Source organism: Streptomyces sp. NPDC055632 (genome assembly GCF_053618675.1).
On record NZ_JBSHHY010000008.1, the window covers coordinates 101,861 to 120,964 of the forward strand.

General features: G+C 73.4%; 18 protein-coding genes, 1 tRNA gene and 1 pseudogene. 11 read left to right on the forward strand and 9 right to left on the reverse strand.

Features of this window, described 5'->3' with window-relative positions:
* Window positions 1-8 precede the first annotated feature (8 nt).
* The 3 genes and pseudogenes from ACWGSR_RS13780 to ACWGSR_RS13790 form a co-directional block, all read left to right on the forward strand.
* Complete coding sequence (locus ACWGSR_RS13780) at window positions 9-926, forward strand: hydroxymethylglutaryl-CoA lyase (protein ID WP_453566526.1); 918 nt, start codon at window positions 9-11, stop codon at window positions 924-926.
* A gap of 8 nt (window positions 927-934) precedes the next feature.
* Window positions 935-2,095, forward strand: coding sequence for an acyl-CoA dehydrogenase family protein (locus tag ACWGSR_RS13785; RefSeq protein ID WP_453566320.1), 1,161 nt, complete (start codon window positions 935-937; stop codon window positions 2,093-2,095).
* Between the two features lie 49 nt (window positions 2,096-2,144).
* Window positions 2,145-2,300, forward strand: a pseudogene (locus ACWGSR_RS13790) (pyridoxal-dependent decarboxylase); the annotation flags it as partial.
* A gap of 121 nt (window positions 2,301-2,421) precedes the next feature.
* Here ACWGSR_RS13790 and ACWGSR_RS13795 read toward each other — a convergent pair.
* Entirely contained in the window at window positions 2,422-2,562 is a 141-nt protein-coding gene (locus tag ACWGSR_RS13795; protein WP_453566323.1) for a hypothetical protein, read from the reverse strand.
* A gap of 253 nt (window positions 2,563-2,815) precedes the next feature.
* The gene (locus tag ACWGSR_RS13800) at window positions 2,816-4,450 is read right to left on the reverse strand and encodes a beta-N-acetylhexosaminidase (protein WP_453566326.1); all 1,635 of its coding nucleotides are present in this window, start codon (window positions 4,448-4,450) and stop codon (window positions 2,816-2,818) included.
* Between the two features lie 193 nt (window positions 4,451-4,643).
* Between ACWGSR_RS13800 and ACWGSR_RS13805 the strand changes: the two genes are divergently transcribed.
* A complete protein-coding gene (locus tag ACWGSR_RS13805) occupies window positions 4,644-4,919 on the forward strand; it encodes a hypothetical protein (protein WP_030210307.1) in 276 nt (91 codons plus the stop codon).
* Window positions 4,920-4,990: 71 nt separating this feature from the next.
* Complete coding sequence (gene glmS / locus ACWGSR_RS13810) at window positions 4,991-6,808, forward strand: glutamine--fructose-6-phosphate transaminase (isomerizing) (protein WP_376231545.1); 1,818 nt, start codon at window positions 4,991-4,993, stop codon at window positions 6,806-6,808.
* Between the two features lie 125 nt (window positions 6,809-6,933).
* On the opposite strand, the gene ACWGSR_RS13815 is transcribed toward glmS, so the two are convergent.
* Complete coding sequence (locus ACWGSR_RS13815; protein ID WP_453566329.1) at window positions 6,934-7,503, reverse strand: GPR1/FUN34/YaaH family transporter; 570 nt, start codon at window positions 7,501-7,503, stop codon at window positions 6,934-6,936.
* A gap of 163 nt (window positions 7,504-7,666) precedes the next feature.
* Entirely contained in the window at window positions 7,667-8,188 is a 522-nt protein-coding gene (locus ACWGSR_RS13820) for a universal stress protein (protein WP_376231539.1), read from the reverse strand.
* 366 nt (window positions 8,189-8,554) lie between these two features.
* On the opposite strand from ACWGSR_RS13820, the gene ACWGSR_RS13825 reads away from it, so the two are divergent.
* From ACWGSR_RS13825 to ACWGSR_RS13840, 4 genes are all read left to right on the forward strand, one after another.
* Window positions 8,555-8,893: a hypothetical protein gene (locus ACWGSR_RS13825; protein ID WP_376231537.1), complete on the forward strand. Its 339-nt coding sequence runs from the start codon at window positions 8,555-8,557 to the stop codon at window positions 8,891-8,893.
* Window positions 8,894-9,315: 422 nt separating this feature from the next.
* On the forward strand, window positions 9,316-10,485 hold the full coding sequence (locus tag ACWGSR_RS13830) for a helix-turn-helix domain-containing protein (protein ID WP_376231535.1): 1,170 nt from the start codon (window positions 9,316-9,318) through the stop codon (window positions 10,483-10,485).
* A 140-nt stretch (window positions 10,486-10,625) separates the two neighbouring features.
* Entirely contained in the window at window positions 10,626-11,228 is a 603-nt protein-coding gene (gene orn / locus ACWGSR_RS13835; protein WP_453566333.1) for an oligoribonuclease, read from the forward strand.
* A gap of 116 nt (window positions 11,229-11,344) precedes the next feature.
* Window positions 11,345-11,417, forward strand: a tRNA-His gene (locus ACWGSR_RS13840).
* A gap of 160 nt (window positions 11,418-11,577) precedes the next feature.
* Here the strand turns inward: ACWGSR_RS13840 and ACWGSR_RS13845 are convergent.
* From ACWGSR_RS13845 to ACWGSR_RS13855, 3 genes are all read right to left on the reverse strand, one after another.
* Window positions 11,578-13,086, reverse strand: a complete 1,509-nt coding sequence (locus ACWGSR_RS13845; protein WP_453566336.1) for a glycoside hydrolase family 18 protein — start codon at window positions 13,084-13,086, stop codon at window positions 11,578-11,580.
* Between the two features lie 268 nt (window positions 13,087-13,354).
* Window positions 13,355-14,785 (reverse strand): ATP-binding protein, encoded by a 1,431-nt coding sequence (locus ACWGSR_RS13850; protein ID WP_453566340.1) that lies wholly within the window; start codon window positions 14,783-14,785, stop codon window positions 13,355-13,357.
* On the reverse strand, window positions 14,782-15,483 hold the full coding sequence (locus ACWGSR_RS13855) for a response regulator transcription factor (protein WP_376231529.1): 702 nt from the start codon (window positions 15,481-15,483) through the stop codon (window positions 14,782-14,784). Before ACWGSR_RS13855 ends, ACWGSR_RS13850 begins: the two co-directional genes overlap by 4 nt.
* A gap of 87 nt (window positions 15,484-15,570) precedes the next feature.
* Here ACWGSR_RS13855 and ACWGSR_RS13860 point away from each other — a divergent pair, with 87 nt between their 5' ends.
* Window positions 15,571-16,191 (forward strand): hypothetical protein, encoded by a 621-nt coding sequence (locus ACWGSR_RS13860; protein ID WP_453566343.1) that lies wholly within the window; start codon window positions 15,571-15,573, stop codon window positions 16,189-16,191.
* 24 nt (window positions 16,192-16,215) lie between these two features.
* On the opposite strand, the gene ACWGSR_RS13865 is transcribed toward ACWGSR_RS13860, so the two are convergent.
* Window positions 16,216-17,079, reverse strand: coding sequence for a spermidine synthase (locus ACWGSR_RS13865; protein ID WP_376231525.1), 864 nt, complete (start codon window positions 17,077-17,079; stop codon window positions 16,216-16,218).
* A gap of 55 nt (window positions 17,080-17,134) precedes the next feature.
* Window positions 17,135-17,578, reverse strand: coding sequence for a hypothetical protein (locus ACWGSR_RS13870; protein WP_376231523.1), 444 nt, complete (start codon window positions 17,576-17,578; stop codon window positions 17,135-17,137).
* 224 nt (window positions 17,579-17,802) lie between these two features.
* Here ACWGSR_RS13870 and ACWGSR_RS13875 point away from each other — a divergent pair, with 224 nt between their 5' ends.
* Entirely contained in the window at window positions 17,803-19,101 is a 1,299-nt protein-coding gene (locus ACWGSR_RS13875; RefSeq protein ID WP_376231521.1) for a tetratricopeptide repeat protein, read from the forward strand.
* Window positions 19,102-19,104: the final 3 nt, after the last annotated feature.

Here is a 19,104-nt window from a genome sequence, read left to right on the forward strand (position 1 = left end):
GACTGCCGATGACCGTCCCCGGCCGCGGGCTCCCCGCCCGGGTGCGGATCCACGAGGTCGGGGCCCGCGACGGCCTCCAGAACGAGAAGGGGGCCGTCCCGACGGAGGTGAAGGCGGAGTTCGTCCGGCGCCTCGCCGCCGCCGGGCTCGGCACCGTCGAGGCGACCAGCTTCGTGCACCCCGAGTGGGTGCCCCAGCTCGCCGACGCCGAGGACCTGTTCCCGCTGGTCCGCGACCTCCCGGTCCGCCTCCCGGTCCTGGTGCCGAACGAGCGCGGGCTCGACCGGGCCCTCGCGCTCGGCGCCCGGGAGATCGCGGTCTTCGCCTCGGCCACCGAGTCCTTCGCGAAGGCCAACCTCAACCGGACCGTCGACGAGGCGCTCGCCCTCTTCGCGCCGACCGTCATCCGCGCCATAGAGGCCGGCCTGAAGGTCCGCGGCTATCTGTCGATGTGCTTCGGCGACCCCTGGGAGGGCCCGGTCCCGATCGAGCAGGTCGTCCGGGTGACCAAGGCCCTCGCCGACATGGGCTGCGACGAGCTGAGCCTCGGCGACACCATCGGCGTCGCCACCCCCGGCCACGTGGAGGCGCTGCTCACCGCGCTGAACGAGGCCGGGATCCCCACCTCCCGCCTCGCCGTGCACTTCCACGACACCTACGGACAGGCCCTGTCCAACACCCTGGCCGCGCTGCGGCACGGGGTGACCACGGTCGACGCCTCCGCCGGCGGCCTCGGCGGCTGCCCGTACGCGAAGAGCGCGACCGGCAACCTCGCCACCGAGGACCTCGTGTGGATGCTCGACGGCCTCGGCATCGAGACCGGGGTCGATCTGGCCGCCCTCACCGCCACGAGCGTGTGGATGGCCGAACAACTGGGCCGGCCCAGCCCGTCCCGTACCGTCCGCGCCCTCTCCCACAAGGAGTGAACAGCCCCATGTCCCTCGACCACCGGCTCTCCGCCGAGCACCAGGAACTCCGCCGCACCGTCGAGGCGTTCGCCCACGACGTGGTCGCCCCGAAGATCGGCGACTACTACGAGCGGCACGAGTTCCCGTACGAGATCGTCCGCGAGATGGGCCGCATGGGCCTGTTCGGGCTGCCGTTCCCCGAGGAGTACGGCGGCATGGGCGGCGACTACCTGGCCCTCGGGATCGCCCTGGAGGAGCTGGCCCGGGTCGACTCCTCGGTGGCCATCACCCTGGAGGCGGGCGTCTCGCTCGGCGCGATGCCGATCCATCTCTTCGGCACCGAGGAGCAGAAGCGGGAGTGGCTGCCGAGGCTGTGCGCGGGCGAGGTCCTGGGCGCGTTCGGCCTGACCGAGCCCGGCGCGGGCTCGGACGCGGGCGGCACCCGCACGACGGCCGTCCGCGACGGCGACGAGTGGGTGATCAACGGCTCGAAGTGCTTCATCACCAACTCGGGCACGGACATCACGGGCCTGGTGACGGTCACGGCGGTCACCGGCCGCAAGCCGGACGGCCGCCCGCTGATCTCCTCGATCATCGTCCCCTCCGGCACCCCGGGCTTCACGGTCGCCGCCCCGTACTCCAAGGTCGGCTGGAACGCCTCGGACACCCGCGAGCTCTCCTTCGACGGCGTCCGGGTGCCGGCGGGCAACCTGCTCGGCGAGGAGGGCCGGGGGTACGCGCAGTTCCTCCGCATCCTGGACGAGGGCCGGGTCGCCATCGCGGCGCTCGCGACGGGCCTCGCGCAGGGCTGTGTGGACGAGTCCGTGAAGTACGCGAAGGAACGTCACGCCTTCGGACGTCCGATCGGCGACAACCAGTCCATCCAGTTCAAGATCGCGGACATGGAGACCCGGGCGCACATGGCCCGGATCGGCTGGCGGGACGCGGCCTCGCGCCTGGTCATGGGCGAGTCCTTCAAGAAGGAGGCGGCCATCGCGAAGCTGTACTCCTCCACGGTGGCCGTGGACAACGCCCGCGAGGCGACCCAGATCCACGGCGGCTACGGCTTCATGAACGAGTACCCGGTGGCCCGCATGTGGCGCGACTCGAAGATCCTGGAGATCGGCGAGGGCACCAGCGAGGTGCAGCGGATGCTGATCGCGCGGGAGTTGGGCCTGTCGGCCTGATCCCGTACGCGTGAGGGCCCGTCGTTCCCGTGAAGGGAGCGGCGGGCCGGAGGACGTCCGCCTCCGCGACGCCGTCCACTTCCACCACCCCCGCTACCCGGGCCGCCTGAACCGCCCGGTCGTCGTCCCCGCCGTCGTCGGCGAGGCCGTCCTCTGGGCGGTCGACTCCTCCCCGGACACCTGGGACCAGAGCACCGACGGCACCCAACCCGGTCACCCGCTTCGCCTGACCCGAGAACCCTCCCGAGACCGGTGCGGGCCCCGGCGGAGCACGGTCGCTCCGCCGGGGCCCGCGCCTTTCCCGGCTCCGGCCCCTCGTGAACCGCTCAGTCGGGCAGCCGGTCGAGCACCCACTCGCCGACGGCGGGGGTCATGGCGGTGTGCGGGTCGTTGTCCGCGGAGAGCAGGAAGTCGTCGAACATCGACCCGGCGGCTTTCCTGGCCTTCTCGGTGCTGCTGTCGGCCACGGAGGGCCCCTTTCCACGTCGCTGTCAACGGGTCAAGGGACATGCTCGGCGTGACGAACCGTCATTTCAGGCATGCCGCGCGCTCTTCACCGCATTGGAGGGCGCGCCCCGTCCGCGGGTACGCCGGGGCGCACGCGGACGGCGCCCTCCCGGCACGGTCGGAAGCCCCCGCAGGGGCAGGAGACGCCGGCCTCGCGCGGGCGGGCGACGGGCCCGCGACGCGTACGGCCGGGCGTCCCCGTTCAAGCGGCGGCTACTCCGCCGGCCACGGCACCTCCGGCGAGCGGTACCAGTCGATGCCGAGGGCCTCGAAGCGGGGGGCCTGTTCGGCGAGGCGGACCTTGTACGCGTCCCAGTCGTGGGTCGCGGCCGGGGACCAGCCCAGTTCGGCCACGCCCGGCAGGCGCGGGAAGGCCATGGCGTCGAGGTCGCCGGTGGTGGCGAGGGTCTCCGTCCAGAGGGGGGCCTCGACGCCCCGGACGGCGCTCTCGGGGGCGCCGGGCAGGTAGGCCGCCGGGTTCCAGTCGTACGACCGCCGTACCTCGACGTATCCGGCCCAGGAGAGGCCGAGCGGGGTGTCCTTCGTGTACTTCATGTCGAGGTAGGTGCGGTCGGCGGGCGAGAGGATCAGGCCGGTGCCGTTCCGCGCGGCGGCGGCGACCCGTTCCTTCTCCTCGGCGGGGGTGCGGTCGAGGCCCCAGTACTGGACGAGGGCGCCGGGGGCGGGGGTGGTGCCGGTGAGCTGGTGCCAGCCGACGACCTTCTTGCCGTACTTGGCGACGACCGGCTGCACCCGGTCCATGAAGGCCACGTAGTCGGCGTGGCTGGTGGAGTGGGCCTCGTCGCCGCCGATGTGGAGGTAGCGGCCGGGGGTGAGGGCGGCGATCTCGCGGATCACGTCGTCGACGAAGTCGTACGTGACCTGCTTGGGCACGCACAGGGAGCTGAAGCCGACCTTGGTGCCGGTGTAGAGGGGCGGGGCGACGCCGTCGCAGTTGAGCTCGGGGTAGGAGGCGAGGGCGGCGTTGGTGTGGCCCGGCACGTCGATCTCCGGGATCACCTCCTGGTGGCGGGAGGCGGCGTACCGGACGATCTCCTCGTACTCCTCCTTGGTGTAGGAGCCGCCGGGGCCGCCGCCGACCTCGGTGGAGCCGCCGTAGGTGGTGAGCCGGGGCCAGGAGTCGACGGCGATGCGCCAGCCCTGGTCGTCGGAGAGGTGCAGGTGGAGGGTGTTCACCTTGTAGAGGGCGAGCTGGTCGATGTACCGCTTCACCTCGTCGACGGTGAAGAAGTGGCGGGCGACGTCGAGCATGGCGCCCCGGTAGGCGTAGCGGGGGGTGTCGGTGATCGTGCCGCCCGCGACCTTCCAGGGGCCCTTCTGGACGGTCCTGCGCTCGACGGCGGAGGGCAGCTGCTGGCGCAGGGTCTGGACGCCGCGGAAGAGTCCGGCGGGGCGGTGGGCCGTCAGGGTGATGCCGTCCGGTCCGGAGCGGAGCCGGTAGCCCTCGTCGCCGAGGGCGGTGTCGGCGGCGCCGAGCCGGAGCCGGATGCCGCCGCGGGCCGCCTGCTCGTCGACGACGGGCAGCGGGAGGCCGGTGGCGGGCCGGAGCAGTCCGGCGAGGTAGTCGCCGATCTCCCTGACCTCGCGGGAGGAGGTGTCCACCCCGATGCGGGTGGCGGTGGTGAGGGCGTAGGGCTCGCCCTTGGGGGTGACGGAGGCGGGTACGGGGACGATGCGGCCGAGCGGGCGGACCTCGGGCTCGGCGGCGGCCCGGGGGCCGGGCGCCTTGCCGTCGGCCTCGGCGGCGGCCTCGCCGCAGCCGACTCCGGCGGCCGCGACCAGGAGCAGGGATCCGATCAGGCGCGGAATCCTTCGGCGCTGTCTCACGGGCGGGCTCCCCTTCGGGTGGTCGACGCGTCTGTCGTTTTCTATATCCGAACCGTGCTCCTGTGTACCGCTGCCCTCCTCGACAGCCAAGGTCTAGGCCAATCACCCGATTCGGAGAGGTGAATCGGCCTTCCCTGCCCGATTTCGGGCAGGATTCTTGCGTGGGGACGGAAGTACCCCTCAGTATTCACGGGTGCTCGAACGCCGCCCGTCGCACGACGACCTCATCGACCACCTGGTCCGCAGCACCGCGCTCCAGCGCGGTGAGGCCGCCCGGGTGGTGCTCGACGTGCTGGCGTACTTCGACGAGACGACCGAGGAGTTCGTCCGCCGCCGCCACCGCGAACTGCAGTCCGGCGGGGCCGTGAACGCCGAGATCTTCGAACGGATCGCGGCGGAGCTGCCGCACCGGGCCGTGGCACCGCCGGAGCTCTCGCTCCGGCAGCTGCGCCGGATCGTGTACGGCTGAGCGGCCGCGCCTCCCGCAGCACTCGCTCGGGCGGCCGAGTACATCCACTGACCTGGAGGGGTTTCACCTTTATGTGCGGAATTGTCGGTTACATCGGTAAGCGCGACGTGGCACCGCTGCTGCTCGAGGGCCTGCAGCGCCTGGAGTACCGCGGATACGACTCCGCCGGCATGGTCGTCACCAGCCCGAAGGCCACCGGCCTGAAGATGGTGAAGGCCAAGGGCCGGGTCCGTGACCTGGAGGCCCGCGTCCCCAAGCGCTTCACCGGCACCACCGGCATCGCCCACACCCGCTGGGCCACCCACGGCGCGCCGAGCGACGTCAACTCGCACCCGCACCTGGACCCCGAGAACAAGGTCGCCGTCGTCCACAACGGCATCGTGGACAACGCCCAGGAGCTCCGCGCCAAGCTGGAGGCCGACGGCGTCGTCTTCGCCTCCGAGACGGACACCGAGGTCATCACCCACCTCATCGCGCGCTCCGAGGCCGAGACGCTGGAGGAGAAGGTCCGCGAGGCCCTGAAGGTCATCGAGGGCACCTACGGCATCGCCGTGATGCACGCCGACTTCAACGACCGCATCGTCGTCGCCCGCAACGGCTCGCCGGTCATCCTCGGCATCGGCGAGAAGGAGATGCTCGTCGCCTCCGACGTCGCCGCCCTGATCGCCCACACCCGCCAGGTCGTCACCCTCGACGACGGCGAGATGGCCACCCTCAAGGCCGACGACTTCCGCACCTACACGACCTCCGGCGCGACCACCACCGCCACCCCGGAGACCGTCGAGTGGGAGGCCGCCTCCTACGACATGGGCGGCCACGACACCTTCATGCACAAGGAGATCTCCGAGCAGCCCGACGCGGTCGACCGCGTCCTGCGCGGCCGGATCGACGACCGCTTCTCCACCGTGCACCTGGGCGGCCTGAACCTGGACCCGCGCGAGGCCCGCACCATCCGCCGCATCAAGATCCTCGGCTGCGGCACCTCGTACCACGCCGGCCTCATCGGCGCCGGGCTCATCGAGTCCATGGCCCGCATCCCCGCCGACGCCGAGCCGGCCTCGGAGTTCCGCTACCGCAACCCGGTCGTGGACCCCGACACCCTCTACATCGCCGTCTCCCAGTCCGGCGAGACCTACGACGTCCTCGCCGCCGTCCAGGAGCTCAAGCGGAAGGGCGCCCGCGTCCTCGGCGTCGTCAACGTGGTCGGCTCCGCCATCGCCCGCGAGGCCGACGGCGGCGTGTACGTCCACGCGGGTCCCGAGGTCTGCGTCGTCTCCACCAAGTGCTTCACCAACACGGTGACCGCCTTCGCGCTGCTCGCCCTGCACCTCGGCCGCATCCGCGACCTGTCCGTCACCGACGGCAAGCGGATCATCGAGGGCCTGCGCAAGCTGCCCGCCCAGATCGAGGAGATCCTCAAGGGCGAGGACGAGATCAAGCGCCTCGCCGAGGAGTACGCGGGCGCCCAGTCGATGATGTTCATCGGGCGCGTGCGCGGCTACCCGGTCGCCCTGGAGGCCTCCCTCAAGCTCAAGGAGATCTCCTACATCCACGCCGAGGCCTACCCGGCCTCCGAGCTCAAGCACGGCCCGCTGGCCCTCATCGAGCCGGCCCTGCCGACGGTCGCGATCGTCCCCGACGACGACCTCCTTGAGAAGAACCGCGCCGCCCTGGAGGAGATCAAGGCCCGCAGCGGCCGCATCCTCGCGGTCGCGCACCAGCCGCAGGAGAAGGCCGACCACACCCTCGTGGTCCCGAAGAACGAGGACGAGCTGGACCCGATCCTCATGGGCATCCCGCTCCAGCTCTTCGCGTACCACACCGCCCTCGCCATGGGCCGCGACATCGACAAGCCGCGCAACCTGGCCAAGTCCGTCACGGTCGAGTAGCGAGCGGGGTCCGGGCCTGTCCCCCGGACCCGCCGCCGGGCCTGTCCCCCGGCGCCGCCCGACCTGACACACGACGGTCCCCGTGCACACACCTCCCGTGCACGGGGACCGTCGTACTTCCCGGACTAGCCCGCGGCGGCCGGGGCGCTCTCGGCCGTCCGGCGCCGGAGCGCCGTCGGCCAGCCCGCGACGGCGGCCGTGGCGCCGTACCAGGCGAGCAGTCCGGCGACGGCGGCGACCCAGCCGCCCGCCTTCCCGAGGCCGCCGTTGCCGGCCAGGGCGCCGATGCCGAGCAGCACCAGCGCGACGAACAGCAGCCCGTACACGCCCTGTCCGAAGAGCCCGCCGCCCGAGGCCGCCAGGGTCAGCGTGAGCGCGAGGAGCGCCCACAGGAGCAGGAAGACCCCCACGGCGTCGGCCGAGGCTCCGCCGCCGACGGCGGTCCCCCAGGTGAACCAGAAGGCGCCGAGCGCCGTGTACGCCATGCCCTCCCGGGTGTCGCCCGCGCGCAGCGCGAGCAGGCCGACGAGGAAGAGCGTCACCCCGCCGACCCAGGTGGCGAGGCCCGCGGCGTCCGTCGCCGCGACGTTGTCGATGACACCGGTGCCGCCCAGGCCGAAGGCCAGGAGGGTCAGTCCGAGTGCGAGGTGGCCGAGCGTGGAGCTGGTGTTTCCCGCGGCGACGTCGTTGTCCACGGCGGGCTCCCTTCAGATGCGCAGTCGTGCTGCGTGAGCTGCTGTGTTCCGTGGCCTTTATCTACCCTTCACAAGTACACAATTCACCTGAGGAAGGCCGAAATTATGGCCGGATGGCGGCAGTTGGGGGAGTGACGGGGAAGCGCGGGGAACGGGACGGCGGCTACGGGATGACGACGACGGGCCGCTGGGCGCGGCGCGCGAGGCGGCCGGCCACCGAGCCGAAGATCCGCCCGACGATCCCGTGCGTGGAGCCGACCACGATCGCGTCGGCCGAGTACTCCCGGCCGACCTCCTCCAGCTCGTGGCAGATGTCGCCGCCGCGCTCGACCAGGATCCACGGCACCTCGGCGAGGTGCTCGGCGCAGGCCAGCTCCAGACCGAGGACCTCGGTGCGGTGGTCCGGCACGTCGACGAAGACGGGGGGCTCGCAGCCGGCCCACACCGTGGTGGGCAGCCGGTTGGCCACGTGCACGATGATCAGGCCCGAGCCGGAGCGGCGGGCCATGCCGATGGCGTACGCGAGGGCGCGCTCACTGGACGTGGAGCCGTCGAAGCCGACGACGACACCGTGCCGGAAGGCCGGGTCGCAGGCATGACGTGGCTGTTCTACCGCGAGGGGGTCGACCGTGGAGTCGGCGACGCGCTTGCGGTCCGCGGGTTCGGAGAATTCGTGACCGGCCATCGGTGTCTCGGCGAAGAGGGTCCTCGTGGGAAGGGACGGGAGAAGGGGGAGAGGAACGACGGGTGACGGCGGAGCTGTGTCCGGGAATCATCTTCCCAAGCCCATACCCCCAAGGGTACGGCGGCACTCCTCTCCTGCCCAGGGCCCACCGCGTCCCGCCCGGCGTGCACACCGCTCGCGCGCGGCGTTCCAGGGAGCATGCACGAGCGCTTCGGGATCTGGCAATGCCGGTTGTGTCCTACAGGCGTCCGCCCGGGGGCCGGGGCCGGAACCCCGCGCAGGGCCGAACGGTCGTCGCCGAGAGTGACCGGAGCGCTCCGTTCCTCGTTGCCACAGGTCCGCCCCACCGTCGCAGGGAGAGCGCCCGTGCCCGTACCGCCGACCGCCGCCGCCCGGTCCTCCGCCGTCCCCACCCCGACGCTCGCCGCGCCCCGCGCCCACCGCCGCACCGACGCCCCTCCCGCATCCGCGGAAGCGGGAGAGAAGAGGGACAAGGGGGAGCAGGCCGCCGGTGAGGTCGTCCGCTGGGCGGCCTTCTGCTGCGTCCTGGTCCCGGTGGTGCTCGTCGTCTACGGCACCTCGCTCGCCGGGGCGGCCGGGGCCGCCCTCGGCCTCGTCTCGGTGACGGCGGCCTGCCGGCTGCTGCTGCGGCGCTCGGAGCGGGGTCTCCGCGCGGAGACCGCGCGCGACGGACGCCGGCACTAGTTCCGGAAGGGGTCCCCGGACGCTCCGAACCCCCTTCGAGTTGACAGGCTCGCACACCCGAGCCCATATGTTTTCAGCCAACTTCCGGTGCCCGGCGAGTCCTTGGCGTAACGATTGGCCAACCTCGGGCCCGACACCCCCGGAAGCCCCGTCCCAAGGGGTCAGACCCCCCGTGTACCGGGGCGTTCATCCCCCCGGCGCACCCCTCGCGAGCCTCCGGGCACGACGCCTCGCCAGCGATCGCTTCGCGCCAAGTTGCCTTGTCGACAATCCACCGGTTGGAGAACTTGTCACGCCGGCGCCACGGGACGCAGTAGATTCGATCATGGGTACCGAAGACTGGGGTCTCGTGCAAAACCGAGGGGAAACGTGCAGGAGCGACACGACCAGGGAGACGCGAACACCGAGGGGGGCTTAGCGTCATGAGCCAGGACTCCACCGCAGCGGAGGCCGGACGGAAACTGTCCGGGCGCCGCCGTCGCGAAGTCGTCGCGGTGCTGCTGTTCAGCGGCGGCCCCATCTTCGAGAGCTCCATCCCGCTCTCCGTGTTCGGCATCGACCGGCAGGACGCCGGAGTGCCACGTTACCGGCTGCTCGTCTGCGCCGGCGAGGAAGGACCGCTGCGGACCACCGGCGGGCTCGAACTCACCGCGCCGTACGGCCTGGAGGCCATCGGCCGGGCGGGCACCGTCGTCGTCCCGGCCTGGCGGTCGATCACCTCGCCGCCGCCGCCGGAGGCGCTCGACGCGCTGCGCCGCGCACACGAGGAGGGGGCCAGGATCGTCGGGCTGTGCACCGGGGCGTTCGTCCTGGCCGCGGCCGGACTGCTCGACGGCCGCCCGGCGACCACGCACTGGATGTACGCGCCGACGCTCGCCAAGCGCTATCCGTCGGTCCACGTGGACCCGCGGGAGCTCTTCGTCGACGACGGGGACGTACTGACCTCCGCCGGCACCGCGGCCGGAATCGATCTGTGTCTGCACATCGTGCGGACCGACCACGGCACGGAGGCCGCGGGCGCCCTGGCGCGCCGGCTGGTCGTCCCGCCGCGGCGCAGCGGCGGTCAGGAGCGCTACCTCGACAGGTCTTTACCCGAAGAGATCGGCGCCGACCCGCTGGCCGAGGTCGTCGCCTGGGCGCTCGAACACCTCCACGAGCAGTTCGACGTGGAGACGCTCGCGGCGCGCGCGTACATGTCACGGCGGACCTTCGACCGCCGGTTCCGCTCCCTCACGGGCTCGGCCCCGCTCCAGTGGCTGATCACCCAGCGGGTGCTCCAGGCGCAGCGGCTGCTCGAAACCTCCGACTACTCGGTCGACGAGGTGGCGGGCAGGTGCGGCTTCCGCTCCCCGGTGGCCCTGCGCGGCCACTTCCGGCGCCAGCTCGGCTCCTCGCCGGCGGCCTACCGGGCGGCGTACCGCGCCCGGCGTCCGCAGGGCGAGACCGGCACGACGGTGCTCGACCCGATCGTGCCCGCCCAGCTCACGGCCGGCGTACGGCGGCCGGGCCCGCCGCTGGAGCCGGGGAAGCCGCCGTCCGACGCCTACGCGTCCGGACGGCCCTCCCTGCCGGGGCAGCGCAGCGCGCCGTGACCGGGGCGCCGTGACCGAGAGACCCGCGGCCACAAGCCGCGCACCGCAGGAACGACGGGCGTCCGGGGGCACCTCCCCCGGGCGCCCGTCGGGCTGCCGGGCCAGGTCCGATCCTCCCGCGCACCCCCTAAGGTGGACGCATGAACGATCGCATGGTGTGGATCGACTGCGAGATGACCGGGCTCTCGCTGACGGACGACGCACTCATCGAGGTGGCCGCACTGGTCACCGACTCGGAACTGAACGTGCTCGGCGACGGCGTGGACATCGTGATCCGCCCACCGGACGCCGCCCTGGAGACCATGCCGGAGATCGTGCGCCAGATGCACACGGCCTCGGGGCTGCTCGACGCGCTGCCGGGCGGCACCACGCTCGCCGACGCCGAGGCCCAGGTCCTCGCCTACGTCCGCGAGCACGTCAAGGAGCCCGGCAAGGCGCCGCTGTGCGGGAACTCGGTCTCCACCGACCGCGGCTTCCTCGCCCGCGACATGCCCGCCCTGGAGGGCCACCTGCACTACCGGATCGTCGATGTCTCCTCGGTCAAGGAGCTGGCCCGCCGCTGGTACCCGAGGGCGTACTTCAACAGTCCGGAGAAGAACGGCAACCACCGGGCGCTCGCCGACATCCGCGAGTCCATCGCCGAGCTGCGCTACTACCGCGAGGCGGTCTTCGTCCCGCAGCCCGGCCCCGACTCGGAGACCGCGAAGCGGATCGCGGCGCGCCACGTCCTCTCCTCGGAATGACCGTACGCTCGCGCCCCGCACGCCCCTCCGGGAAACGTGGGCGCGAGCACCCTTCGGGACCCTGTAGACTTCTTCTCGGCCGGTCGGGGAAACCTTCGGGAAAACCGCCGGTCATGGTGGGTATAGCTCAGTTGGTAGAGCACCTGGTTGTGGTCCAGGATGTCGCGGGTTCGAGTCCCGTTACTCACCCTGTGTGACGGAGGCCCCGGTTCGGAAGAACCGGGGCCTTCGTCGTTCCCGTACGTCGTTCCCCTACGTCGCTTCCGTACGGGAAAGGGGGCGCGCCCCGGTCGAGGGGGGGAACGACCGGGGCGCGCGGGGTGGGGGGCACAGTGGTTCTTCGGGGGTCCTACCGGTGGGCGGCGAAGGCCTTCGTGAAGGCCAGCGGCTGCTGGAGGATCGAGGAGCAGGTGGCGTCGGCGCGGTTCACGGCGCCGTCCGGGCACTGCTTGTCACGGGTCGAGGACCACATCGAGAGCCAGCCGAGCCCCTTGGTCCTCGCGAAGTCGACGAGCTGGGTGGCGTCGTCGACCGTGAAGATCTCGGTGGTGACGTCGTTGACGCCGATCATCGGGGTGACGGCGACCGCCTTCCAGGCCGCCGCGTCGGAGAGCCCGAGGACGCCCTTGATCTGGGCCTGGGTCGCGGTCGCGGCCTGGATCGCGTACGTACCCATGTCGGCGCTGTACGCCGGGCCGTAGTCCATCGCCATGATGTTGACGGCGTCGACGCGGACCCCGTTCCGCTTGGCGTCGGCGAGCAGGTCCACGCCCGGCTGGGTCAGGCCCTCGGGCATGACCGGCAGGGTGAAGGACACGTTCAGGCCCGGGTGGTCCTTCTGGAGCGCGGCGATCGCCTGCGAGCGGCGGGTGTTGGCGGCGGTGTCCGGCAGGGCCGCGCCCTCGACGTCGAAGTCGACCTTGGTCAGCCCGTACTGGTCGACGACCTTGCCGTACGCGGCGGCGAGCGCGGAGGCCGAGGAGCAGTTCAGGGCCAGCTCGTGGCCGGCGGCGCCGCCGAAGGAGACGCGGACGTCGCCGCCCTTGGCGCGCAGGGCGCCGATCTGGGCGGCGACCCTGTCGTTCGCCAGGTCGGTGACCCCGCCCCACAGCGGGGCGCAGGCGCCGCCGGAGGTGATGAAGGCGAGGTTGAACTCCTTCACGCCGGTGGCGTCGGCGGTGGCGAGCAGGTCGTACGCCGGGTAGAGCGAGGTGTCGACGTACGGGGCGAACTTCGCGCCGGTGACGGGGGCCGGCGTGGAGGCCGTCGGGGTGGGCGTCGGGGCCGGGGTCTGCGTCCGCGTGGGGGTCGGCACGGGGGCCGTGGTGGCGGTCGCGGTCGGGGTCGGCTTGGCCGTCGCCGTGGGGGTGGGGGTGGCGGTGGGCTGGTCGGTGGGGCGGCCGCTGGGGGTGGGTGCGGGGCCTCCGGCCGAGCAGGACGCCTTGTTGATCAGGCAGTTCGCGGGGTCGCCCGCCTCGCCCGCGGCGGAGGTGACGAAGCCGACGGTGACGGACTGTCCCGGGGCCAGCTGCCGGTTCCAGCTCGCGGGCCTCACGGTGACGTGCCGGCCGGAGACGGTGTGCTCGCCGTTCCAGAGGGAGCCGATGGTGGTGCCGGCCGGGAGGTCGAACTCCAGGGTCCAGTCCGACTGGGCGGCGGACGTCTCGTTGGTGACGACGTACTGGCCGGTGTAGCCGCCGGTCCAGGAGCTGGTCCGGGTGTAGGCGGCGCCGACGGAGGCGGCCTGGGCGGTGCCGGTGAGCGCGAAGGCCGCGCCGCCGACGACGACCGCCGTGACGACCGCCGCGACGGCCTTGGTCCTCGTACTCGCCCTGCGCCGATGCGAACGGGTGCCCATGACGTGCCTGCCTCTGCGTGCGGAAGTGGGGGTGCGGCAGCACGCTAGCGAGCGGGGAACGGACAAAGCGGGGGATCGGGGGCGGGGGTGGGGATCCTTAGGGTCCGCTTAAGGCGCCCATCGGGACCGGGAAAGGTTCGGCGGCCAGGGCGGGTCCGGCCCGGAGTCCGTCCCCCGTGGTCCTCGCGCCCGGCCCGGACTTCGCCTCCTGGGTCCCCGGACACGTCCCGGAGTTCGTCCCCCGTGGACCCCGGACACGCCCCGGAGCTCAGCCCTCCCGTGCCCGTCGCGTCCCCGTCCCCCCGCGCCTGCGGCGGGTCGGGCGGTGGCCCCGGCGGCCGTTCGTGCCGTGCGCGCCCGCCGGGCCGCCCGCGCCGGCGCGTCCGCCGAGGCCGATCCAGACGCGGACCTCCGTACCGCCGAGGACCGAGCGGCCGATGCGGACGTCGCCGCCGGTGCCCTCCGCCACGCGCCGCACGATGTCGAGGCCGAGGCCCGTGGAGCCGTCCCGGCCGCCGCTGTTGCCCCGGGCCAGGGCGGCGGCGGGGTCGGCGATGCCGGGGCCCGCGTCGGAGACCAGGACGATGACGGCGTCGTCGCCGTTGTGGACGTCGATGGAGAAGGCCGTGCCCTCCGGGGTGTGGCGGAAGACGTTGCCGAGGAGGGAGTCGAGCGCGGCGACGAGTTCGGGCCGGGCGACCGGGATGCGGACCGGGCGCTCGACGCCCGCGACCCGCACCCGGCGCCCCTCGTCCTCGGCGAGCGCCGACCAGAAGTCCATGCGCTCGCGCACCACTTCGGCGGCGTCGCAGCCCGCGCCGGGGCCGGTCGCCTGGGTCTGCGGCTTCGCCTCCCGGGCCGTGCGGATGATGATGTCGACCTCGCGCTCCAGCTGTTCGACGGCCGCGCGGGTCTGCTCGGCGGCCGGACCGGAGCCGAGGGAGGCCGCGTTGAGCCGCAGGACGGTCAGCGGGGTGCGCAGCCGGTGGGAGAGGTCGGCGGCCAGCTCCCGTTCGTTGGCGAGGAGCTGGACGACCTGGTCGGCCATCGAGTTGAAGGCGACGGCGGCGGACTTGAGCTCCGGCGGCCCCTCCTCGGGGACCCGGGCGCCGAGCCGACCCTCGCCCAGGTCGTGGGCGGCGCCCGCGAGCCGCTGGGCGGGCTGGACCATGCGGACGCCGAGGCGGTCGGCGACGGCGACGGAGCCGACGATCAGGGCGGCGCCGACCCCGGCGAGGACCAGCCAGGCGGTGCCGACGCCGTTGGACACGTCGCCCTCGGGGACGAAGAGTTCGACGACCGCGACCCGGCCGCTGCTGAGCGCGGTGGGCTGGAGCAGCGCGAAGCCGCCGGGGACCTCCGTGATCGAGGCCCGACCGAGCTCCCGGGTGGCCGTGAGCTCCTTCTCCCCCGCCCGGCGGGTGCCGATCTCCAGGGGCGCGCCGCCCGGCACCTCGGCGGGGACGTGCACGGCGAGCCGGCCGGCGGCCCCGTCCTCGGTGGTGGCGACGGCCTTGTCGAGTTCGTCGCGGTCGGTGGTGATGGCGAGGACGGGGGCGAGCCCGGCGGCCCGCCGTTCGGCGTTGGAGACGGCCCGGTCGCGGGCCATCTCCTTGACGACGAGCCCGAGGGGGACGGCGAAGGCGACCACGACCATGGCGGTGACGGCCAGGCACACCTTGACGAGCGCCCATCTCACGGCCGGGGCTCCCCGGGCGGCTCCAGCTTCACGCCCACCCCGCGCAGGGTGTGCAGGTAGCGGGGCCGAGCGGCCGTCTCGCCCAGTTTGCGCCGCAGCCACGACAGGTGGACGTCGATGGTCTGGTCGTCGCCGTAGGACTGCTGCCACACCTCGGCGAGCAGTTCCCTGCGCGGGACGACCACGCCGGGCCGTCCGGCGAGGAAGGCGAGCAGGTCGAACTCGCGCCGGGTCAGGTCCAGGGGCGTGCCGTCCAGTTCCGCCTGGCGGCGCAGCGGGTCGACGGTGAGCCCGCCGACCCGGATGACCCGGGAGGGCGGTGCCTCGCCGGCGCCGGACCGGGCGCGGCGCAGGACGGCGGCCATCCGGGCGGAGAGGTGGTCGACCGAGAAGGGCTTCACGAGGTAGTCGTCGGCCCCCGCGTGGAGGAGCCGTACGATCTCGGCCTCGTCGTCCCGGGCGGTCGCGATGATCACCGGCACGTCGGTGAGGCCGCGCAGCATCTTGAGCGCCTCGGACCCGTCCAGGTCCGGCAGTCCGAGGTCGAGGATGACCACGTCGAAACGGAAATGGGCGACCTCGCGCAGCGCCTCGAGTGCCGTGCCTACGCTCCGTACGGTGTGGGACGCCTCGGAGAGCTGCCGGATGAGGGCGGAGCGCACGAACTGGTCGTCCTCGACCACGAGCACACTTGCCATGGGCGGCACCGTACGCCATGCGGACGGATCATCGGACAATGTCCACCCTCCGATTCGGAACGGCCGGGGGTGGTGCACTATGGGCCGGTGCGAAGAGGACTGGTCCACGCCCTTGCCTGGTCGCTCGCCACCGGCGCGGCGGTCACCCTGTCCTGGTGGGGGGTGCACACCGTGCTGTCCGGAACCGTGTACGACCCGCCGCGCGCGCTGCCCGTGCCGCTCTGGGCCGCGGACGGGACGCACGGTCCCGACGGCGGTCCGCTGACCTCCTCGACCCGGTATCCCGGTCCCGACCCGTCCGCGTCCGGCGCGCCGGGGACCGGACCGGGCGGCGGTCCGACGCCCTCGGCCACCCCGTCCGACACCCCCTCCGGCACTCCGTCGCGGCGCCCGAGCCCGACGGCGGAGACCCCGGCGGCCCCGCCGCCGAAGACGGGTTCGGGCACGGGCGGGGGCTCCGGACCGGAGTCCGGCTCCGGCACGAACGTGAAGAGCTACGCCGTGGACGGCGGCCGGGTCGCCTTCGACCTCGGGGAGACCTCGGCCGAACTGGTCTCCGCGACGCCCGCCTCGGGCTGGCAGATGCAGGTGTGGAAGCAGACGACCTGGATCCGGGTGACCTTCACCCGGGACGGCCGCGAGCTGTCGGTCTTCTGCGTGTGGCACGACACCGCGCCCCGCGTGGAGATCGAGGACCGGGCGGTCTGACCGGCTGTCCGGCTGTCCGCATTCCTAGCGGAAGACGGAGGCCGGCGGGGCCGGTGACGGCTTGGCGCTCGCGTCGGTGACCGGGGCCGCTCCCCCGGCGAAGTCGGCGAGGGGTCGCCCGTGTTCGACCCGGCCCGGGTGCGGGTCGGTGGCGACCCTGCGGGTGAGTTCGGCGACCGGGAGCTCCCGGTCGGAGGCGAGCAGGACCGCGTTGCCGAAGCGGCGTCCGCGCAGCACGGTCGGGTCGGCGGTCAGGGCCAGTTCGGGGAAGACGGCGGCGGCCGTGGCGATCTGGCCGCGCAGATGGGCCAGCGGCGGGCCGTCGGCCAGGTTCGCCGCGTAGAGGCCGCCGGGCCTCAGCGCCCGTCGCACCTCGGCGAGGAACTCGGTGCTGGTCAGATGGGCGGGGGTGCGGGCTCCGCCGAACACGTCCGCGATGATCAGGTCCGCCCAGCCGTCCTGGACCTTGGCGAGGCCGGCGCGGGCGTCGGTGGAGCGGACCCGTACGCGGGCGCCGGGGTCGAGCGGCAGTTCCCGGCGGACGAAGCGGACCAGGGGCCCGTCGAGCTCCACGACCTGCTGCGTGGAGCGGGGCCGGGTCGCGGCGACGTAGCGGGCGAGGGTGAGGGCGCCGCCGCCGAGGTGCACGGCCTGGATCGGGCGGTGGGGCGGGGCGGTGAGGTCGGCGACGTGGCCGAGGCGCCGCTGGTACTCGAAGGAGAGGTACGTCGGGTCGTCCAGGTCGACGTGCGACTGCGGGGCGCCGTCGACGAGCAGCGTCCAGGCGCGCGGGCGCTCCCGGTCGGGTACGAGTTCGGCGAGACCGCCGTCGACGGTCTCGGTGAGGGGGGCCGCCGCCGCCCGGTCACGCTGCTTGTTCCTGGCCATCGGTCCATTATCGGACGATCGGACCGGTCACGACGCGCCGGGGAACGCGACGGGCTCAGCGGCAGCCGTCGGCGGCCTCGATGAGCCGGGCCGCCTCGCCGAGCGCCTCGCGCAGGACGGCGGGGTCGGTGACCGGGTCGGTGTCGCCGGGCGGCAGCAGCCAGCCGGCCGGGCGGGGGGCGCCGCCGGCCGGTTCGGGCAGCTCCGGCAGCTCGGGGAGGCGGAGGCCGCGCCCCGAGGTGCGCGTACAGGCGCTGCCCGGCACGTCCCAGGCGGCGGCGGTGCCGGGCGGCACCAGGAAGCCCAGGGTGTCGCAGGTGCCGTCGTGCACCACCGGGCCGACGGCGGGGGCGCCGGTGCGGCGCAGGATGTCGACGGCCTCCAGGCCCTGGCGGACCGGCACGGTGACCAGGTCCCAGGCTTCGGCGGCGGACTCGGCCCCGGCGGCGCCCGGGGCGGGCACGGGCCGGGCGGCCGACTGTGAACCGATCTCCGACATGGGACCCCTCCTCGCTCCATGAGGAGACACGTTCCGTCTCTCCTTACGGTTCAACGCCCGTGCGCGTCAACGGCTACGGCGGTTTCCCGCCGCAAAGGATGGCAGTTCATGGCAGATCGCAGGCGAGATATCCGATTTGTAGCCAAACTCTGCGTAGGCATTCGGTCACAGCGGGTACGTTTCTGCCGCCGGACCACCCGGCAGCACCAGGAGAGGGCTCGGCCATGGCGATGTCACGGGCAGTTCCCAACCTCGCCTTCCGCAGGCTCCGCGGACAGCAGTCGCCGGCGGAGTTCGCCGCGGCCGTCCGCCGGGCGGCGCGGGAGATCGGCGAACAGGTCGCGTGCGACGCCCGCTACATCGGGCGCGTGGAGGCGGGCGAGATCCGCTGCCCGAACTACGCGTACGAGCGGGTCTTCCTGCACATGTTCCCCGGACTCGGCCTCTCCGACCTGGGGTTCTCCGCACGGGAGACGGTGCGCGGCCGGCGGCAGACCGTCCCGGCCGGGGCGCCGTCCCCCGCCGCCTCCACGACCCGGAACGATGAGGAGAGCGACGTGCTGCGTCGCGCATTCATGACGAGCGGCTCCGCCACCCTGGCGGCCGCCTCGCTGGGACTCGGCGGCCCCGCCGTCGCGATCCCCAGCCCCCGCGGGACCCACCGGATCGGCGAGACCGAGGTGCGGGCCGTCGAGGACGCCGTGCGGCGGATCCGGCTGCTCGACGACCGGCACGGCGCCGACGGGCTCTACAAGGTGGCCGCCCAGCCGCTCCGCACCGCGTACGCGCTGCTCGACGACGGCACCACGGCCCGCCGTTCCACCGAGGACCGGCTGCACGCGGGCGCGGGCGAACTCTCCCTCTCCGTCGGCTGGCTGGCCCACGACTCGGGCCGGCACGAGGACGCGCGCTCGCACTACGCCGAGGCCCTGGCGACCGCGCGCGTGGCGGGGAGCTCCGGGAACGCGGCCCTGGAGGCGCACGCCTTCTGCAACACGTCGTTCCTGGCCCGGGACACCGGCCGCCACCGGGAGGCGGTCCGGGCGGCGCAGGCCGGGCTGCGGGCCGCGCGGTCCCTGGACTCGGCCCGGCTGCTCTCCCTGCTCTCGCTGCGGGAGGCGTGCGCGTGGGCGGCGCTCGGCGACCGGTCCGCCTGCGAGCGGGCCCTCGGCCGCGCCCACTCCTTCTTCGACCGGGGCCCGGCCGACGGGGACCCGGAGTGGATGTCCTTCTTCGGGGAGCCGGAGCGGGAGGCGCAGGAGGCCCAGTGCTGGTCGGTGCTCGGCGACTGGGGCCGGGCCGCCCGCCACGCCCACCGGGCCACGGTCCTGCAGAACCCGCACTTCGCCCGGAACCTCGCGCTCTACCGCGCCCAGCTCGCCCGGGACCTGGCGCACGCGGGCCGTCCGGACGAGGCGGCGGCGGAGGCGCGCCGGGTGGTGGACTCCCTCGACGGCATCGCCTCGGCCCGCATCCGCGAACTCCTCGCGGAGACGGGCCGGGTGCTGGCGGCGGTCCGCTGAGGC

Coding starts and splice junctions, on each gene's coding strand:
- ACWGSR_RS13780 (WP_453566526.1), top strand. CDS start 9: ATGACCGTCCCCGGCCGCGGGCTCCCCGCCCGGGTGCGGATCCACGAG.
- ACWGSR_RS13785 (WP_453566320.1), top strand. CDS start 935: ATGTCCCTCGACCACCGGCTCTCCGCCGAGCACCAGGAACTCCGCCGC.
- glmS (WP_376231545.1), top strand. CDS start 4,991: ATGTGCGGAATTGTCGGTTACATCGGTAAGCGCGACGTGGCACCGCTG.
- ACWGSR_RS13820 (WP_376231539.1), bottom strand. CDS start 8,188: ATGGCCGGTCACGAATTCTCCGAACCCGCGGACCGCAAGCGCGTCGCC.
- ACWGSR_RS13830 (WP_376231535.1), top strand. CDS start 9,316: ATGAGCCAGGACTCCACCGCAGCGGAGGCCGGACGGAAACTGTCCGGG.
- orn (WP_453566333.1), top strand. CDS start 10,626: ATGAACGATCGCATGGTGTGGATCGACTGCGAGATGACCGGGCTCTCG.
- ACWGSR_RS13845 (WP_453566336.1), bottom strand. CDS start 13,086: ATGGGCACCCGTTCGCATCGGCGCAGGGCGAGTACGAGGACCAAGGCC.
- ACWGSR_RS13855 (WP_376231529.1), bottom strand. CDS start 15,483: ATGGCAAGTGTGCTCGTGGTCGAGGACGACCAGTTCGTGCGCTCCGCC.
- ACWGSR_RS13865 (WP_376231525.1), bottom strand. CDS start 17,079: ATGGCCAGGAACAAGCAGCGTGACCGGGCGGCGGCGGCCCCCCTCACC.
- ACWGSR_RS13870 (WP_376231523.1), bottom strand. CDS start 17,578: ATGTCGGAGATCGGTTCACAGTCGGCCGCCCGGCCCGTGCCCGCCCCG.
- ACWGSR_RS13875 (WP_376231521.1), top strand. CDS start 17,803: ATGGCGATGTCACGGGCAGTTCCCAACCTCGCCTTCCGCAGGCTCCGC.